General features: G+C 39.7%; 16 protein-coding genes. 12 read left to right on the top strand and 4 right to left on the bottom strand.

Going from position 1 to position 15,681, the window contains the following annotated elements:
- Nucleotides 1-78: 78 nt before the first annotated feature.
- The 10 genes from DDV96_RS07840 to DDV96_RS07795 all read left to right on the top strand — a co-directional run bounded on the left by DDV96_RS07840 (nucleotide 79) and on the right by DDV96_RS07795 (nucleotide 8,746).
- Entirely contained in the window at nucleotides 79-1,023 is a 945-nt protein-coding gene (locus tag DDV96_RS07840; RefSeq protein WP_116694202.1) for a hypothetical protein, read from the top strand.
- 137 nt (nucleotides 1,024-1,160) lie between these two features.
- Nucleotides 1,161-3,068: an acetate--CoA ligase gene (gene acs / locus DDV96_RS07835; protein WP_116694201.1), complete on the top strand. Its 1,908-nt coding sequence runs from the start codon at nucleotides 1,161-1,163 to the stop codon at nucleotides 3,066-3,068.
- Between the two features lie 62 nt (nucleotides 3,069-3,130).
- Nucleotides 3,131-4,003, top strand: coding sequence for a RimK family alpha-L-glutamate ligase (locus tag DDV96_RS07830; RefSeq protein WP_116694200.1), 873 nt, complete (start codon nucleotides 3,131-3,133; stop codon nucleotides 4,001-4,003).
- Between the two features lie 81 nt (nucleotides 4,004-4,084).
- Nucleotides 4,085-5,119, top strand: a complete 1,035-nt coding sequence (locus DDV96_RS07825) for an AlbA family DNA-binding domain-containing protein (protein ID WP_116694199.1) — start codon at nucleotides 4,085-4,087, stop codon at nucleotides 5,117-5,119.
- A gap of 30 nt (nucleotides 5,120-5,149) precedes the next feature.
- Complete coding sequence (locus tag DDV96_RS07820; RefSeq protein ID WP_116694198.1) at nucleotides 5,150-5,578, top strand: ATP-dependent zinc protease family protein; 429 nt, start codon at nucleotides 5,150-5,152, stop codon at nucleotides 5,576-5,578.
- Nucleotides 5,575-6,447, top strand: coding sequence for a 30S ribosomal protein S6--L-glutamate ligase (gene rimK / locus DDV96_RS07815; protein ID WP_116694197.1), 873 nt, complete (start codon nucleotides 5,575-5,577; stop codon nucleotides 6,445-6,447). The genes DDV96_RS07820 and rimK overlap by 4 nt, the downstream gene beginning before the upstream one ends.
- A gap of 2 nt (nucleotides 6,448-6,449) precedes the next feature.
- Nucleotides 6,450-7,448: a succinylglutamate desuccinylase/aspartoacylase family protein gene (locus DDV96_RS07810; RefSeq protein WP_116694196.1), complete on the top strand. Its 999-nt coding sequence runs from the start codon at nucleotides 6,450-6,452 to the stop codon at nucleotides 7,446-7,448.
- Nucleotides 7,448-8,008: a 5-formyltetrahydrofolate cyclo-ligase gene (locus DDV96_RS07805; protein WP_116694195.1), complete on the top strand. Its 561-nt coding sequence runs from the start codon at nucleotides 7,448-7,450 to the stop codon at nucleotides 8,006-8,008. The genes DDV96_RS07810 and DDV96_RS07805 overlap by 1 nt, the downstream gene beginning before the upstream one ends.
- A 41-nt stretch (nucleotides 8,009-8,049) precedes the next feature.
- Complete coding sequence (locus DDV96_RS07800) at nucleotides 8,050-8,343, top strand: CD225/dispanin family protein (protein ID WP_116694194.1); 294 nt, start codon at nucleotides 8,050-8,052, stop codon at nucleotides 8,341-8,343.
- A complete protein-coding gene (locus tag DDV96_RS07795; protein WP_133240826.1) occupies nucleotides 8,333-8,746 on the top strand; it encodes a DUF2752 domain-containing protein in 414 nt (137 codons plus the stop codon). The genes DDV96_RS07800 and DDV96_RS07795 overlap by 11 nt, the downstream gene beginning before the upstream one ends.
- Before the next feature lie 4 nt (nucleotides 8,747-8,750).
- Here DDV96_RS07795 and DDV96_RS07790 read toward each other — a convergent pair whose 3' ends face one another.
- From DDV96_RS07790 to ileS, 4 genes are all read right to left on the bottom strand, one after another.
- On the bottom strand, nucleotides 8,751-9,368 hold the full coding sequence (locus DDV96_RS07790) for a lipoprotein signal peptidase (RefSeq protein ID WP_116694192.1): 618 nt from the start codon (nucleotides 9,366-9,368) through the stop codon (nucleotides 8,751-8,753).
- Between the two features lie 32 nt (nucleotides 9,369-9,400).
- A complete protein-coding gene (locus tag DDV96_RS07785) occupies nucleotides 9,401-10,030 on the bottom strand; it encodes a hypothetical protein (protein WP_116694191.1) in 630 nt (209 codons plus the stop codon).
- Between the two features lie 141 nt (nucleotides 10,031-10,171).
- Nucleotides 10,172-10,555, bottom strand: coding sequence for a TraR/DksA family transcriptional regulator (locus DDV96_RS07780; protein ID WP_116694190.1), 384 nt, complete (start codon nucleotides 10,553-10,555; stop codon nucleotides 10,172-10,174).
- A gap of 2 nt (nucleotides 10,556-10,557) precedes the next feature.
- Nucleotides 10,558-13,986 carry an isoleucine--tRNA ligase gene (gene ileS / locus DDV96_RS07775; RefSeq protein ID WP_116694273.1) on the bottom strand — a complete coding sequence of 1,143 codons (3,429 nt, stop codon included), beginning with the start codon at nucleotides 13,984-13,986 and terminating at the stop codon, nucleotides 10,558-10,560.
- 159 nt (nucleotides 13,987-14,145) lie between these two features.
- On the opposite strand from ileS, the gene DDV96_RS07770 reads away from it, so the two are divergent.
- The gene (locus DDV96_RS07770) at nucleotides 14,146-15,066 is read left to right on the top strand and encodes a DUF6268 family outer membrane beta-barrel protein (RefSeq protein WP_133240825.1); all 921 of its coding nucleotides are present in this window, start codon (nucleotides 14,146-14,148) and stop codon (nucleotides 15,064-15,066) included.
- A 53-nt stretch (nucleotides 15,067-15,119) separates the two neighbouring features.
- Nucleotides 15,120-15,680, top strand: a complete 561-nt coding sequence (locus tag DDV96_RS07765; RefSeq protein ID WP_116694188.1) for an HNH endonuclease — start codon at nucleotides 15,120-15,122, stop codon at nucleotides 15,678-15,680.
- The last annotated feature ends 1 nt before the right edge of the window (nucleotide 15,681 follow it).

Here is a 15,681-nt window from a genome sequence, read left to right as displayed (position 1 = left end):
TGATACACTTGGTGAAAATATAACATATAAATTATTAGTATATTTATATAACTATTATTTTCAAAATTGGTTAAACAGATGCAAAATAGACTTGAAGAAATAAGTATCCACAATCTCAAAACAATATCATTTAATTCTTTTTTTGCTTTAGTGCCTGAACATTATGATGAAGAAATCCATAGTGATATTAAAGCATCTCTTGCCAAATATTTTTTGGGGTATCATTCTGTGGACTATACTAAAAATAAATTTCAAAACACTTCAGTAAATAGTACGGATCCTTTAAATTCATTATTAAAAGAAATAACGGATAATGTCTGGAGTTTTTCGGAAGAATTATTTGATAAGCTATCTAAGATTAAATTAACTCATCGTAATGATATTACTCTCGGTATAACAGCGAATTTTCATCGATTACAGAACAGTTATGAATGTTCTGTTTTTTTAATAAAGAACAAATACTTTTTTGAAAGTATGTCAATCAACCGAATGATTTTTGAACAAATTAATTATTGCTATAACCTTTATGACTTAGGACAAGAAGAGTTTGACAAAGCCAATGCAAAAATTTTAAGTAAAAAACTAAAATCTACGAACATCAATAAATTAAAAAAAGCATTACCTAATTCTCAATTAGGTAGTTTTTACTCTTATCTCAGTGAGATAGCTCACATTGATTTTAAACAACTTAATAATTATTTGCATTTTGATAAAGATGAAGATGAAGATGAATACATAGTAACTTATAAATCTATATTCCAATCAATAGAATCTGCACTTGTTCTTTTAAAAATTATTGATTTACAGTCTATCATTTTAGAATATACTTTAAGTAAATTTTCAAATGTTACTTTAGAATTTATTGAGCATAATAATACCAAAATAATTCCTTGTAAAAATCGTGCTACAAAAAAACTACTTATTCTTTATCAAAAGAATTTTTTCGATATAATTGAGAATCATCCTACACCAGAGACTTTCTTTCGAAAAAAGAAATCAAATGATGACGATTTACCTTTTTAAACACATTAACACAATCCTCTTAAAATTTCACACCATTCGTTAAATATCGTATTAGCATCCTTTATTCCCTTCCTACTTCCCTAAACATTTGCTAAATTTGGTAACCAAGTGTTTGGTTTCACCTTAAATCCCTATCCATGAGCAACTACCACATAAAGAGCCTAGAAGAATATTTTACAATCTACCGCAAATCAGTGCGATACCCCGAGACGTTCTGGGACGAAATTGCCGAAGAGCATTTTATGTGGCGTAAAAAGTGGGATGAGGTGTTGTCGTGGGATTTCAGCAAGCCGGAAGTCACTTGGTTTAAAGGTGCCAAACTTAACATTACCGAAAACTGCATTGACCGCCACTTGCGCATTCGGGGCGATAAAACCGCAATTTTATTTGAACCGAACGATCCTTCGGAAAAAGCGGAACACATCACCTATCAACAGTTGCACGACCGGGTGTGCCAATTTGCGAATGTATTAAAAGACAAAGGCGTTAAAAAAGGCGATCGTGTGTGTATTTACGTGCCGATGATCCCTGAACTGGCCATTTCGGTATTGGCCTGTGCCCGAATTGGAGCCATCCACTCGGTGGTGTTTGCCGGGTTTTCTTCCAATGCGTTGGCAACGCGCATCAACGACTGTGATTGTAAACTGGTAATTACGGCAGATGGTTCCTTCCGCGGAAAAAAAACAATCGATTTAAAAGGCATCGTGGACAAAGCGTTGGAATCCTGCGAAGGCGTTGAAACCGTGCTCGTTGCCAAACGGATTGAAAGCGACATCACCATGAAAGAAGGTCGTGACGAATGGTTGCAGCCGTTATTAAGTAAAGCCAAAAACACCTGCGAACCCGAAGTGATGGATGCCGAAGATCCGCTTTTTATTTTATACACCTCGGGCTCTACCGGAAAACCCAAAGGCATGGTCCATACCACCGCCGGCTATATGGTGAACACGGCCTATACCTTTAAAAATGTGTTTCAGTACCGCGAAGACGATGTGTATTGGTGCACAGCCGATATTGGCTGGATTACCGGCCACAGTTACATTGTCTATGGCCCATTGGCCAACGGAGCGACCTCCATAATGTACGAAGGCGTCCCGCACTATCCCGATTGGGGCCGTTTTTGGGAAATAGTCGAAAAGCATAAAGTGAACCAGTTTTATACCGCGCCAACAGCAATAAGGGCTTTAGCAAAACAAAATCTGGAGTTTGTTGAAAAATACGACCTCAGTTCGCTAAAAGTGTTGGGCACCGTAGGCGAACCCATTAACGAAGAGGCTTGGCACTGGTACAATGAAAACGTAGGCCACCAGAAAAGCCCAATTACCGATACGTGGTGGCAGACAGAAAACGGTGCGATTATGATTGCTGCCATTCCGTATGTTACGCCCACAATTCCAACATTTGCCAGTTTACCGCTACCAGGGGTGCAACCCGCTTTAATGGACGAAAATGGTGATGAATTAAAAGGAAATCAGGTAGATGGTCGGTTGTGCATTAAATTTCCGTGGCCGTCGATGGCACGCACTATTTGGGGCAATCACCAACGGTATAAAGACACCTATTTTTCAAGTTTTGAGAATATGTATTTCACGGGCGATGGTGCCTTGCGCGACAGTGTGGGCTATTACCGCATTACAGGTCGTGTGGACGATGTAGTGATTGTTTCGGGGCACAATTTGGGCACGGCTCCCATTGAAGATGCCATTAACGAGCACCCGGCCGTGGCCGAAAGTGCGATTGTTGGATTTCCGCACGATGTAAAAGGAAATGCCCTCTACGGATATGTTACACTGAAAGAAGCCGGCGAAACCCGCGATCAAGACAACCTTCGGAAAGAAATCAATCAATTAATTACCGATCGTATTGGGCCAATTGCGAAGTTGGATAAAATCCAGTTTACCGATGCCCTGCCCAAAACCCGAAGCGGAAAAATTATGCGCCGTATCCTTCGGAAAATAGCTTCTAATGAAACCGATAGCTTAGGAGACACAAGCACCCTGCTAAACCCTGAAGTAGTTGAAGATATCATCAATAATGCATTGTAAAGCGTTATTTTTTCTGAAAAAAGGCAGACAATTTATATCTTGCGCCCTTAACTGAACCTGTTGTGAACATAGCCATTCTATCCAGAGGATACCATTTATATTCCACACAAAGCCTGTTAAAAGCAGGTGAAAAACGCAATCATGCCATGGAAGTGCTCGATCCTACTTACTGTAGGTTGAGTATTCAAAAAGGAAAACCCGTACTGTATTATCACGAAGAGCAAGTGGACGACTTACACGCTATTATTCCGCGTGTTGGAGCTTCCAATACGTATTATGGTTCTTCCTTAGTGCGACATTTTGAAGCAATGGATGTGTTCAGTATTGTTTCGGCGCAAGCCATCTTGCATTCCCGTGATAAATGGACCTCGTTTCAAATACTTTCAAAAGCAGGTGTAGCCGTGCCGCATACGGTGTTCGTAAATCCCTATTTAGCAACCGAACAAGTAGCCACGTTTGGGGACAACCCGATTATCATTAAATTATTAGAAGGGACCCACGGGCAAGGCGTCATTTTAGCTAAAAACGGTAAACAAGCGATGCCTATCATTGAAACGCTACAGGCGGCCAAACAAAAATTCGTACTACAAGAATTCATTAAAGAGTCAAAAGGTGCCGATATCCGGGTTATTGTGGTAGACGGCGTGGTCATTGCCGCCATGAAACGGCATTGCAAAGCAGGCGATTTTCGGTCCAATTTACATCGTGGTGGTACTTCAGAAAGTTTACAATTAAGCCATGAAGAAGAAGCAATTGCCCTAAAAGCTGCCAAAGCATTAAAAATGGGGGTTTGTGGCGTTGATATTTTACAATCAAAAAGAGGGCCACTCGTGCTGGAAGTCAACTCCACCCCCGGCCTCGAAGGCATTGAAAAAACCACCCAAAAGAATATTTCAAAAAGCATTATCGGCTATATTGAGCGGAATAAACGGTAGGGTTAAAGGAATGATAAAAACGCTCTCTACTATTTAATTGGTTTCGGTTTTTGGTATATTGTTGAAACCAAATATAGAAGAATGATTACTGATAAAGAATTTAAAGATATTCTAAATAAAAACGAAAGCACTATTTTAGATTTTAAAGAAGATATTTATGATTTTAATAATGATAGAAACGGTAATCAAACTTCAAAGTTTTTAAAAGATGTAATATCATTTTCAAATACCATCAGAACGGAGAAATCATTTATAATTTTTGGAGTTAGAGAGTCAGATAATAAAACTACAAAGCTAAAAGGAATATCAAAAGCTTTTGATGATGCTATTCTTCAACAAAAGGTAAAAGACAAAGTAATTCCAAGGCCTGTTTTTAGTTATTACACTAAAGAATATGACAACAAAATGTTTGGAATACTCGAGTTTCCTATAACCAAATACGAAATGCCAATCATGCCTTCAGTTTCAAATTTAAAAGGTTTAGAACAAGGGAGAGTTTATTATAGAAATGGATCTTCAAACACAGAAGCAAAAGCAATTGACACTATTAGAATTAATGAATGGCTAAAATCTTTACCAAATAATGGGGCCAAAAACTCATTGAATTCTGAAATTTCTAAATATCTAACAAAACTTACAGACGATAAGATAAAGCTTTCAGCATTGTTAACCAAACTATTACTTCTAGCTAAAGAAAATGAGTTAGTTGAACTTCAAAATTTTTGTGAAAGTGAGATTTCAGGTACTGACTTTAAAGATGTTAAAGCTGATAATCACAGAGTGTTAAGTTGTTATTGGTCTTGGCAGAAAATTGAGATAAACCCTTTCTCTATGATTAAGCCAACTGTTCAATTATTAAAAAATGAATTAGATGGCAACTTAGATTTCAAAAAAGGGAAAATTGCTATAACTCATCCAATAATAACTATTGAAAAAATGATTAAAAATATGGGAGATGATTTAAATTCTTCATATGGCATTTTGGAAACTAACACTAAAGCATTACTTGGAATGGAAAAAGAACACACAATTTTTTTATATTTCTTTCCAGATGATTTTGAAAGACTTTATCGAGCTATTAAACAAAAATTAATTGATATTTTAATGCAAATATAAACTGGTTATAAAAGTATAAAGGATTAATAAATGAAGAGAAAAATAGGCCGAATAGATAAAGCAGATTTTCCAAAACTGGAACTCGAAGACATAGAAGTAAAAATTGATACCGGGGCATTTACCTCCTCCATCCATTGTACCGATGTTACCGTAGAAAACGATTATCTTAAATGCAGGTTTCTCGATGAAGAACACCCACAATACCACAATAAAGAATTTATTTTTGATGAATACGACGTAAAAGTGGTAAAAAGCAGCAATGGCGAAGCCCAAACCCGTTACAGGATACACACGGAGATTGTATTATTCGGAAAAAAACATCCTATTTTCTTAACCTTAAGCGACCGAAAGGAAATGAAATTTCCCGTATTATTGGGACGTAATTTTTTAACCAAGAAATTTGTGGTGGACATCAACAAAACCAACCTATCACACAAACTTAAAGCAAAACAGAAATGAACATAAAAATCCTTTCGGCCAATGCAGGATTGTATTCCACCCAACGTTTGGTAGAAGCCGCCAAAAAACGCAAGCACGAAGTAGAGATCATCAACCACACCAAATGTGATATTGTCATCGAGAAGAAAAACCCAATGGTCTATTACAAAGGAAAACCATTATCACACACCGATGCGGTAATCCCGCGTATTGGCGCCTCGGTAACGTTTTACGGAACAGCTGTAGTTCGTCAATTTGAAATGATGCGCGTCTTTTCAACCACCGAATCCATGGCGTTGGTTCGTTCGCGGGACAAATTGCGAAGCTTGCAAATACTGTCGCGTGCCGGATTGGGACTTCCAAAAACCATTTTCACCAACTATTCAAAAAACGTAAAGGAAATCGTGGAACAAGCTGGCGGTGCCCCGGTAATCATTAAATTGTTGGAAGGCACCCAAGGTATCGGCGTTATTTTAGCCGAAACACGAAAAGCAGCCGAATCGGTCATCGAAGCGTTCAATAACCTGCAAGCACGGGTAATCGTGCAAGAATACATCAAAGAAGCCGGTGGAGCCGATATCCGCGCGTTTATTGTCGATGGGCAAGTGGTCGGTGCGATGAAACGGCAAGGAAAGGAAGGTGAATTCCGTTCAAACTTGCACCGTGGCGGCAACGCGTCTATTATAACGCTAAGTGATGAAGAAGAAATAGCCGCCCTAAAAGCCGCTAAAGCTATGGGATTGGGTATTGCTGGCGTTGATATGTTGCAATCAGACAGAGGGCCGTTGATTTTAGAAGTAAACTCATCACCCGGATTGGAAGGCATTGAAGCGGCTACGGGAAAAGATATTGCCACGACCATCATAAAATATATAGAACGAAACGTATAACCATGGCAGAAGAAAACACCGACTTAATACTTCTGAATACAAAAATAGCTCCCGGTGAGAGTAAAAAGCTCAATTTCAGCATTGCCAAATTATATACTGGAACCAAGGTTGAAATTCCTATTATCGTGGAACGTGCTGTGGAACCTGGACCAACTATTTTGATAACTGCTGGTATTCATGGCGATGAGGTAAACGGTGTTGAAGTGGTACGACAACTTATCGCCAAAAAAATGAACCGTCCCAAACGCGGCACAATTATTTGTATCCCCATTTTAAATGTTTTCGGGTTTTTAAATGCCCAACGGGAGTTTCCTGATGGCAAAGATCTAAACCGAAAGTTTCCCGGCACCAAACACGGCTCTCTGGCCAGCAGGGTGGCCTACCATTTTACAAAGGAAATTGTTCCCAATGCCGATTATTGTCTGGATTTTCATACCGGTGGTGCCAGCCGTTTCAATGCGGCCCAAATACGCATTAAGCCAAATGATGAAAAATTGCTGGAGTGGGCCAGAGTATTCAATCCGCCGTTTATTGTGTATTCCAGTTTATTGAAAAAATCGTATCGGGCAACCTGCGATAACCTAAACATCCCAACCTTATTGTTTGAAGGCGGAAAATCTTTGGAAAGCGATAAACACATTGCTAAACACGGTGTTGACGGTATCGTAAGGGTTTTAAAGCATTTGGATATGCTTCAAGATACATTTGAAACATCAAAACCTGAAACCAAAAGCGTTGTAATTGAAAAAAGCACGTGGTTGCGGGCCCAAAAAAGCGGCTTGTTGCACGTTAAAGTGCCTTGCAACAAAAAAGTGGTAAAAGGCGAATTTTTGGCCACCATCACCGATCCCTATGGCACCATGCGGTTTAAAGTGCTTTCGCCCAACGATGGTTACATTATCAACGTTAACCAATCGCCTATTATCTATCAAGGGGATGCTATTTTTCATATTTCAACCGAAAATACGCCTATTTCAGAAAAAGAGGAAGAAGATTACTAATGGACAAAGCACAACTTAGAACAGCTTATAAAAAAAGGAGGCAAGCGCTTGCTACTTCAGAAATTGAAGAGTTGAGTTTGCAAATTGCCAATCAGGCTTTAAAACTTCCTATTTGGAAAGGAACGTATTATCATATTTTTCTTCCTATTGAGTCGCACAAAGAAGTGAACACCGAATATCTAATGCACATTCTTCAAGGAAAAGATAAAAGCATTGTAGTTTCAAAATCTGAATTTAAAACGGGTGAATTAAAGCACTTTTTGCTTCAGGAAAATACGGTAATAAAACTTTCAAAATTCGGGATCCCCGAACCGGTTGACGGCATTGAAATTCCCGCAGAAAAACTGGACGTGATTTTTGTTCCATTATTGGCTCATGATAAAAAAGGAAACCGCATTGGCTACGGAAAAGGCTTTTACGATCGGTTTTTGGCACAATGCAACCCAAAAGCTAAATTTGTAGGGGTTTCGTTCTTTCCGCCCGAAAAAAGCCTCCCTTCCGAAAAAACCGATATTCCGTTACATTACTGCATAACCCCTGGGAAAACCTTTCGGTTTTAAAAAAAGGTTCTATATTTGAGATTCTAAAAAAACTCAATTTTATGGAACAACAAGTAACCAACCAACCCCCAAAACCAGACAACTATTTGGTATGGGCTATTTTATGTACGGTTTTGTGCTGTTTGCCTTTAGGTATTGTATCGATAATAAAATCGACCAAGGTAAATGAGCTTTATGCACAAGGCGATTATGCTGGAGCCCAAAAAGCTTCAAACGATGCCAAAAAATGGGCCATGTGGGGCGCAATCATTGCCGGCGGATTCTTCATAATCTATATCCTATTGATGATTTTGGGAGTAGCCGGAGGACTATTAACTGAAGCAAGTGGTTATTGATAAAACAACTAAACTGCTTTCAACAGTGGGCTTTCTCGGGGCGGTATCGATGGTATTCTATCTATACAACCCCGTAGAAAGCTCTTTTTTCATCCCCTGTCCTTTCCACTACCTAACAGGACTGCATTGCCCCGGTTGTGGCTCACAACGGGCGTTGCACCAATTGGCTCATTTCAATATATACGGAGCTTTTAGGTACAATCCGTTATTGGTGCTTTCTTTGCCCATACTTTTTTACAGTGTGGGAATAGTCATTTACAATTTTATTAACCAAACCAAGTACCGGGTTTCGTTTTTTTACAATAATGCTTTTATCTATGCTTATTTTGGGATGGTAGTCTTGTTTTGGGTGTTGCGGAACGTCCCGTATGAGCCGTTTACTTATTTAGCGCCTGCTGGTTAGAACATTATTCCGTTGCTTTTTCTTCCTTATCGGGAAACGCCTTTTTATGAAACAGCAACAATAACAGTACCCCAATGGTTATGGAGGAATCTGCTACATTAAAGACGGGTTCAAAGAAGGTAAAATAATCTCCGCCCCAAAACGGCAACCACTCGGGCAGATACCCTTTCCAAAGTGGAAAATAGAGCATGTCTACCACTTTTCCGTGAAACAACGTGCCATAGCCGCCATCTGCCGGCATAAACGTGGCCAATTGGTTGTGGCTGTCGTCAAAAACAATACCGTAAAATACAGAATCGATAATGTTACCCATCGCACCTGCAAAAATTAGGGCGATGGACACAATTAATATACGGGAGGCGTTTTTACGTACCGAATCCCATAGCCAATACCCAATTCCCACAATGGCGACCAGACGGAAAAGCGTTAAAAGCAGCTTGCCGTACTCGCCAGGAATCTTGGCACCCCAAGCCATCCCTTCGTTTTCCACAAACAAGATGCGGAACCAATCGAACACGTGGATTTCTTCCCCGAGAATAAAGTGGGTTTTAATGTAAACCTTTGAGATTTGGTCGATCAACAAGACCAAAATGATAATGAGGGAAGCCTTTTTAAGTGACATAAGTTATTTTAACAGCCGCAAAAATAGCAATATTATTTGTTTTGAAGCAGTGTGACGGCCCCTGTTCTACTTTCAGCTTTAATTTTATACCTTCCTGTCTTGGGAAGCTCGTTGGTTACAGCTCCATTTTTTGAAATCGCTTCGCCAGCAACATTTGGTACAGCATAAACGGTAATGGCGCCTTGTTTGGTATATAGTGTTGCATTGCCTTTGAAATTGTGTAACAAACACATTCCGTTTTCAAGGGCTGCAAACATATTTTCAAAGGCCCCACTTCCTGTTACCGAAGCGATTTTAGACCGTATTTCAATGTTCATGTTTTCAGGAACGGTTACAACCATATCGATGGCGATCAATTTATGCGCCGCCAACTTATCGTTTTCTTTTTCAAAAAAAGGGGAGTAACCGGTTGAAAGCGTTAACGTTTTGTGGGCTTCGGAAGTGTTCAACACCACACTTTCATAGTGTTCCCCTTCAATATGGGTGCGGACATTTATAGTATTGGTCTTTTCTGCTAAAATGGCTATGCTGAACACGTCGTCCGATTCAATGACCAACGTTTCAAAAGCTGAAGCATTAAATTGTTTCTCCAGCAATTTTTGAGCAGCGACATCGGTACTAAACAGTAAAACCCCTACTATGGTTACAATATATTTAATCATAAAAAAGCCCCAAAAATTGGGGCGAAATTTAGTTGTTTACTTTAAGAAAAATGAAAGTACACGGGTTATAGTATCAAAATCGATGTTTTAAAATAACCTTTCAAAACATTCGCCCATTGAATATATAATCTCCTAAACCTATTATTTCTGCATATTCTTAGCCTCAATGCTCAAAGTAGCATGCGGTACTAGTTTTAAACGTTCTGGATTGATTAGCTTTCCAGTAACACGACACACGCCGTAGCTTTTGTTTTCAATGCGGATCAACGCATTTTTAAGGTCACGGATAAACTTTTCCTGGCGGATGGCCAATTGGGAGTTGGCTTCTTTGCTCATTACCTTACTGCCTTCGTCAAAAGCCTTAAAGGTGGGCGAAGTATCATCCGTACCGTTATTGCTGTCGTTTTTGTAAGCGCTTTTTATAAGTTCTAACTGTTCTTGGGCTTTTTTTATCTTTCCCTGAATCAAAGTTTTAAATTCTTCCAGCTCTTTATCGCTGTACCGGGTTTTTACGTCATTTGCCATATCTAATGTTTTTTTATTTCAATTTGGGTTGCAATATCATCAAAAGCAATTTCCGTTCCATTGCTTACCTCATTATCAAATTGCAATTTTTCGGTTAATGTTTCTTCTTTAATATACGTTAAATTTTCTTCAACTGCAGGTTTTAATGTTGCATCTTCTTTTAGGGTCACCTCAACACGGTCGGTCACTTCAAACCCGGAGTCTTTCCGAAGGTTTTGAATACGGTTCACCAACTCCCTGGCAATCCCTTCATTTTTAAGCGACGGGGTAATCGTCACATCGAGTGCGACCGTAATGCCATTGGCATTGGCGACCAACCAGCCTTCTATATCTTGCGAGCTGATGATAACGTCATCAAGTGCCAATGTAGTACTTTTTTTGTTAATTTCAACTGATATTTGTCCTTCTTTTTCCAATTTCGATATCGTATCTTGCCCAAAACCGGCAATGACTTTGGCTACCAGCTTCATGTCCCTGCCAAAACGTGGGCCCAGCTTTTTAAAGTCCGGCTTAATCTGTTTAACCAAAATACCGGAAGCTTCATCAATAAGCTTGATTTCCTTGACGTTTACTTCAGATTTTATCAAGTCTTCCACCGCTTTTATTTCACTTCTAACGGTTTCATCTAAAACCGGGATCATTATTTTCTGAAGCGGCTGGCGCACCTTGATCTTTTCGCGTTGTCGCAGTGATAACACCAAGGACGAAATGGTCTGCGCCCGTTGCATTTTGCGTTCCAATGTTTTATCTATAAACGAACTATCTGCCTTAGGAAAATCACTTAAATGTACCGATGCTTCGTCTCCGCTCAGCACAGGTTCTCTCCCTTCTTTTTCAACGCCTTCCGTTAAATCCTTATACAACCTGTCCATAAAAAACGGGGCTACCGGCGCACTTAATTTTGCGACCGTTTCCAAACACGTGTACAGGGTTTGGTAGGCAGAAATTTTATCATCATTGTAACTTCCTTTCCAGTAGCGCCTTCTGCTTAAGCGAACAAACCAATTGCTTAAATTTTCCTGTACAAATTCCGAAATAGCTCGCGTAGCTTTGGTAGGTTCGTAATCGCTGTAATACGCATCCACTTTTTCAATAAGCGTGTGTAATTCTGAAAGAATCCAACGGTCTATTTCTGGTCTCTTTTCTAAAGGAATATCGGCTTCAGCATAGGTGAAATTGTCCAAATTGGCATATAAACTGAAGAAACTATAGGTGTTGTAAAGTGTTCCGAAGAATTTATTGCGCACTTCCGAAATACCATCCAAGTCAAACTTTAAGTTGTCCCACGGATTGGCGTTGCTAATCATGTACCAACGTGTCGCATCGGGACCGTATGTTTTCAACGTTTCAAACGGGTCAACAGCATTGCCTAAACGTTTTGACATTTTTTGTCCGTTTTTATCGAGTACCAGCCCGTTGCTCACCACATTTTTATACGCAACATCATCAAAAATCATCGTAGCAATCGCGTGCAAGGTATAAAACCAACCTCGGGTTTGGTCCACACCTTCTGCTATGAAATCAGCTTTACGCCACGTTTGTTCTACCTTCTCTTTGTTTTCGAATGGGTAATGCCATTGTGCATACGGCATACTGCCACTATCAAACCACACATCGATCAAATCGGCTTCGCGTTTCATCGGTTTCCCACTTTCTGAAACAAGTGTAATACCGTCAACAATGTTTTTATGTAAATCTACCGTGTCGTAGTTTTCTTCGGAAAAATCGCCTACTACAAAATCTTCATAAAGTGCCTTGTCCATAACGCCAGCGGCAACGGCTTTTTCCATTTCGGCTTTCAGTTCTTCGATACTGCCGATGCACTTTTCTTCCTTGCCATCTTCGGTACGCCAAAGTGGTAACGGAATGCCCCAATACCTCGAACGGGAGAGGTTCCAGTCGTTTGCATTTGCCAACCAGTTGCCAAAACGACCTTCTCCGGTTGCTTTTGGCTTCCAGTTGATGGTTTTGTTCAGCTCGTGCATGCGATCTTTAAAATCGGTCACTTTTATAAACCAAGAATCTAATGGATAGTATAAAATAGGTTTATCGGTACGCCAGCAATTTGGGTAACTGTGTACATATTTTTCAACGTGGAACGCCCTGTTTTCAGTTTTCAGTTTAATGACCAATTCAACATCGACCGATTTTTCAGGTGCTTCGCCCTCGTCGTAATATTCGTTTTTTACGTATTTCCCCGCCAATTCGCCCATCTCTGGCCGAAACTTTCCTTGTAAATCAACCAACGGAACCAAGTTACCGTTTTCATCTTTCACCAATAATGGTGGGACTTCTGGCGATGCTTCTTTGGCTACTTTGGCATCGTCTGCACCAAAGGTGGGCGCGGTATGTACGATCCCTGTACCGTCTTCGGTAGTTACAAAATCCCCAGCAATTACCCGGAACGCGTTTTCAGGGTTTTCGTAAGGTTTCGCATAGTCCAACAACTGCTCGTAGCGAATGCCCAAAAGATCTTTTCCTTTAAACTCTTTTACAATGAAATACGGTATTGTTTTATCGCCCTGTTTGTAGCTGTCAAGGACTTCTTCATTGGGTTTTTCTTCGTATTTCCCACCAAATTGTTTACTCACTAAGTTTTTAGCAAGCACCACATATATCTGTTCAAAGGTGTATTGGTTAAAGGTTTTTACCAATACGTAATCGATTTTCTTTCCTACGGTAAGCGCCGTGTTACTTGGTAAAGTCCAAGGAGTAGTTGTCCAAGCCAACAGGAAGATGTTATTGCTTTCTTCAGCTAAAAAATCTGGTAATGTGTCTGCAATTGCCTTAAATTGTGCCACCGCAGTGGTATCGGTAACATCTTGGTAGGTTCCTGGTTGGTTCAATTCGTGCGAACTCAAGCCAGTTCCAGCTTTTGGCGAGTACGGTTGTATGGTGTAGCCTTTGTACATTAGGCCTTTATTGTAAATTTCTTTCAGCAACCACCAAACCGTTTCCATGTATTTTGGCTTGTAAGTAATGTATGGATCGTCCATATCCACCCAATAGCCGTAGCCTTCGGTTACTTTGTTCCACGCATCGGTGTAGCGCATTACGGCTTTTTTACAGGCTTCGTTATAAGCCTCTACGGAAATTTTCTTGCCGATATCTTCCTTGGTAATGCCCAATTCTTTCTCAACACCCAATTCTATTGGGAGTCCGTGGGTATCCCATCCGGCTTTTCTGTCCACTTTAAAGCCTTTTTGGGTTTTATAGCGACAAAAAATGTCCTTGATGGAACGTGCCATGACGTGGTGAATACCGGGCATGCCATTTGCAGATGGAGGCCCTTCAAAAAACACAAACGGTTCATTGCCTTCCCGAATGGAAATACTTTTCTCGAAAATGTTGTTTTCATTCCAAAAATCAAGTATTTCTGCTGCTGTTTTAGGAAGGTCCAATCCCTTGTATTCTTTAAACTTTTTGCTCATAACCAATTGCGTTTCAATAAGGTTGCGAAAGTAAGAAATTTTAGTGAAAAAGTCGCTCTTGGAAACATTCAAAATAACACATTGCTGGGCTGTTTTTTTTATTCGCTTACAGCAATTTTTTTCATATTTTTCTATATTTACTGAAAAAACAACCACCCTTTGAGAAAATTATTTTTTCTATTTCTTCTCGTTCCAATGCTGACTTCCGCACAGGATTACGTCGATATTTTCAGGATAGGCTATAGCGAAACGTTCAATAATAATTTTAAGAAAACCAACAGCAGCACCCGGGTAAAATCGTTTGAAGTTGGACTCACCTTTCCTGTCGTTTTAAATGACATTCACGCTTTAATCACCGGAGCCGATTTTAGCACAAACAAACTACAACTGTTCCCCCAAGCCGAACGCACCAATTTATACAGCACAAACATAAAATTAGGATTGGCTTCTACATATTCTGAAAAGTGGAGTTCAACCATTGTTTTATTGCCTAAAATTGCTTCAGATTATAACGGTATCTCTGGTGACGATTTTTATATGGGAGGGTTTGCTGTTTTAAAACTTCAGAAAAAGAAAAATTTAATTTACCGGTTTGGGGCTTACGGCTCGCAGGAAGCGTTCGGTTTATTTACCACGCCTATTATTGGTTGGTATTATTTAAGCCCCAACAAAAAATTTGAAATGGATATGTCATTGCCCATCTCGGCCGATGTAAGCTATGCTTTGGGAAAAACCACTATTGGGATGGATTATTTTGGGATTGGAAGAAGTTTCAATATAAAAGAAGAAAATGAATCGGATAGGTATGTAGATTTAAGCTCCTTGGATTTTGCCGCGTACTGGCAATTCAATTTTTTGGACAAAAGTGTGCTGTTACGAACCAAATTGGGCTACTCTACCAATGATTATGAAGTATATACGCAAGATGACACCATCGACCTCGGGGTTTCGGCCTTTAGTTTTGGGGACAACCGCAATCAGTTAAACCCAAGTATAAGTGGCGGTTTCTATGCTAAAATTGAAGCGATTTACCGCTTTAACCTGCCCGCCGAAGTAAGCAGAACACCTGAAATTAAATAAGCGTACAAATACTAATCTTATTTTAGTATATTTGGTACAAACTCCCTATTTAAATGATACCGAATTTAAAAGATGAGGTTTGGAAGCCGTTTTCCGATCCTTCTTGGCGTAAAAATGAAACGTTTCACATTTCAAACTACGGCCGGGTAAAGCATTTTAGGAACGATGACAAAGGTGAATTGTTGAACACCTACAACTTGAACGGTTACGAAGTTTTTTCTACCATTAAGAAAAACGGCAAAACCAGTTTAATCTATATCCATCGGGCTGTTGCCACGCTTTTTTTAGAGAAGCCCGAAGGAAAAAATATGGTCATCCATAAAGATTTTAACAAAACCAACAATCGTATTGAGAACTTGCGGTTTGTGAACCGAAAGGAGCTTACCGAGCACAACAAAAACAACCCGGCGGTCATACGGGCAAAAAAGGAAGCCTTGATTAAACCCAAGTACTCCAAGCTATCCCCGCAAAAAGTCAGGTTGTTGAAAAAGAAAATTTTCGACCCCAACCGAAGGACCCGATTGCGATTGATCGCCAAACAGTTTGGTATTTCTGAAATGCAACTGTACCGTATAAAGTCTGGCGAAAACTGGGGACATATAGATTATAAATAAC

Source organism: Marixanthomonas spongiae (assembly GCF_003095375.1).
Taxonomy (GTDB): Bacteria; Bacteroidota; Bacteroidia; order Flavobacteriales; family Flavobacteriaceae; genus Marixanthomonas; species Marixanthomonas spongiae.
Note: the sequence above shows the minus strand (reverse complement) of the source record. Positions and strands in the feature narration are given on the sequence as shown.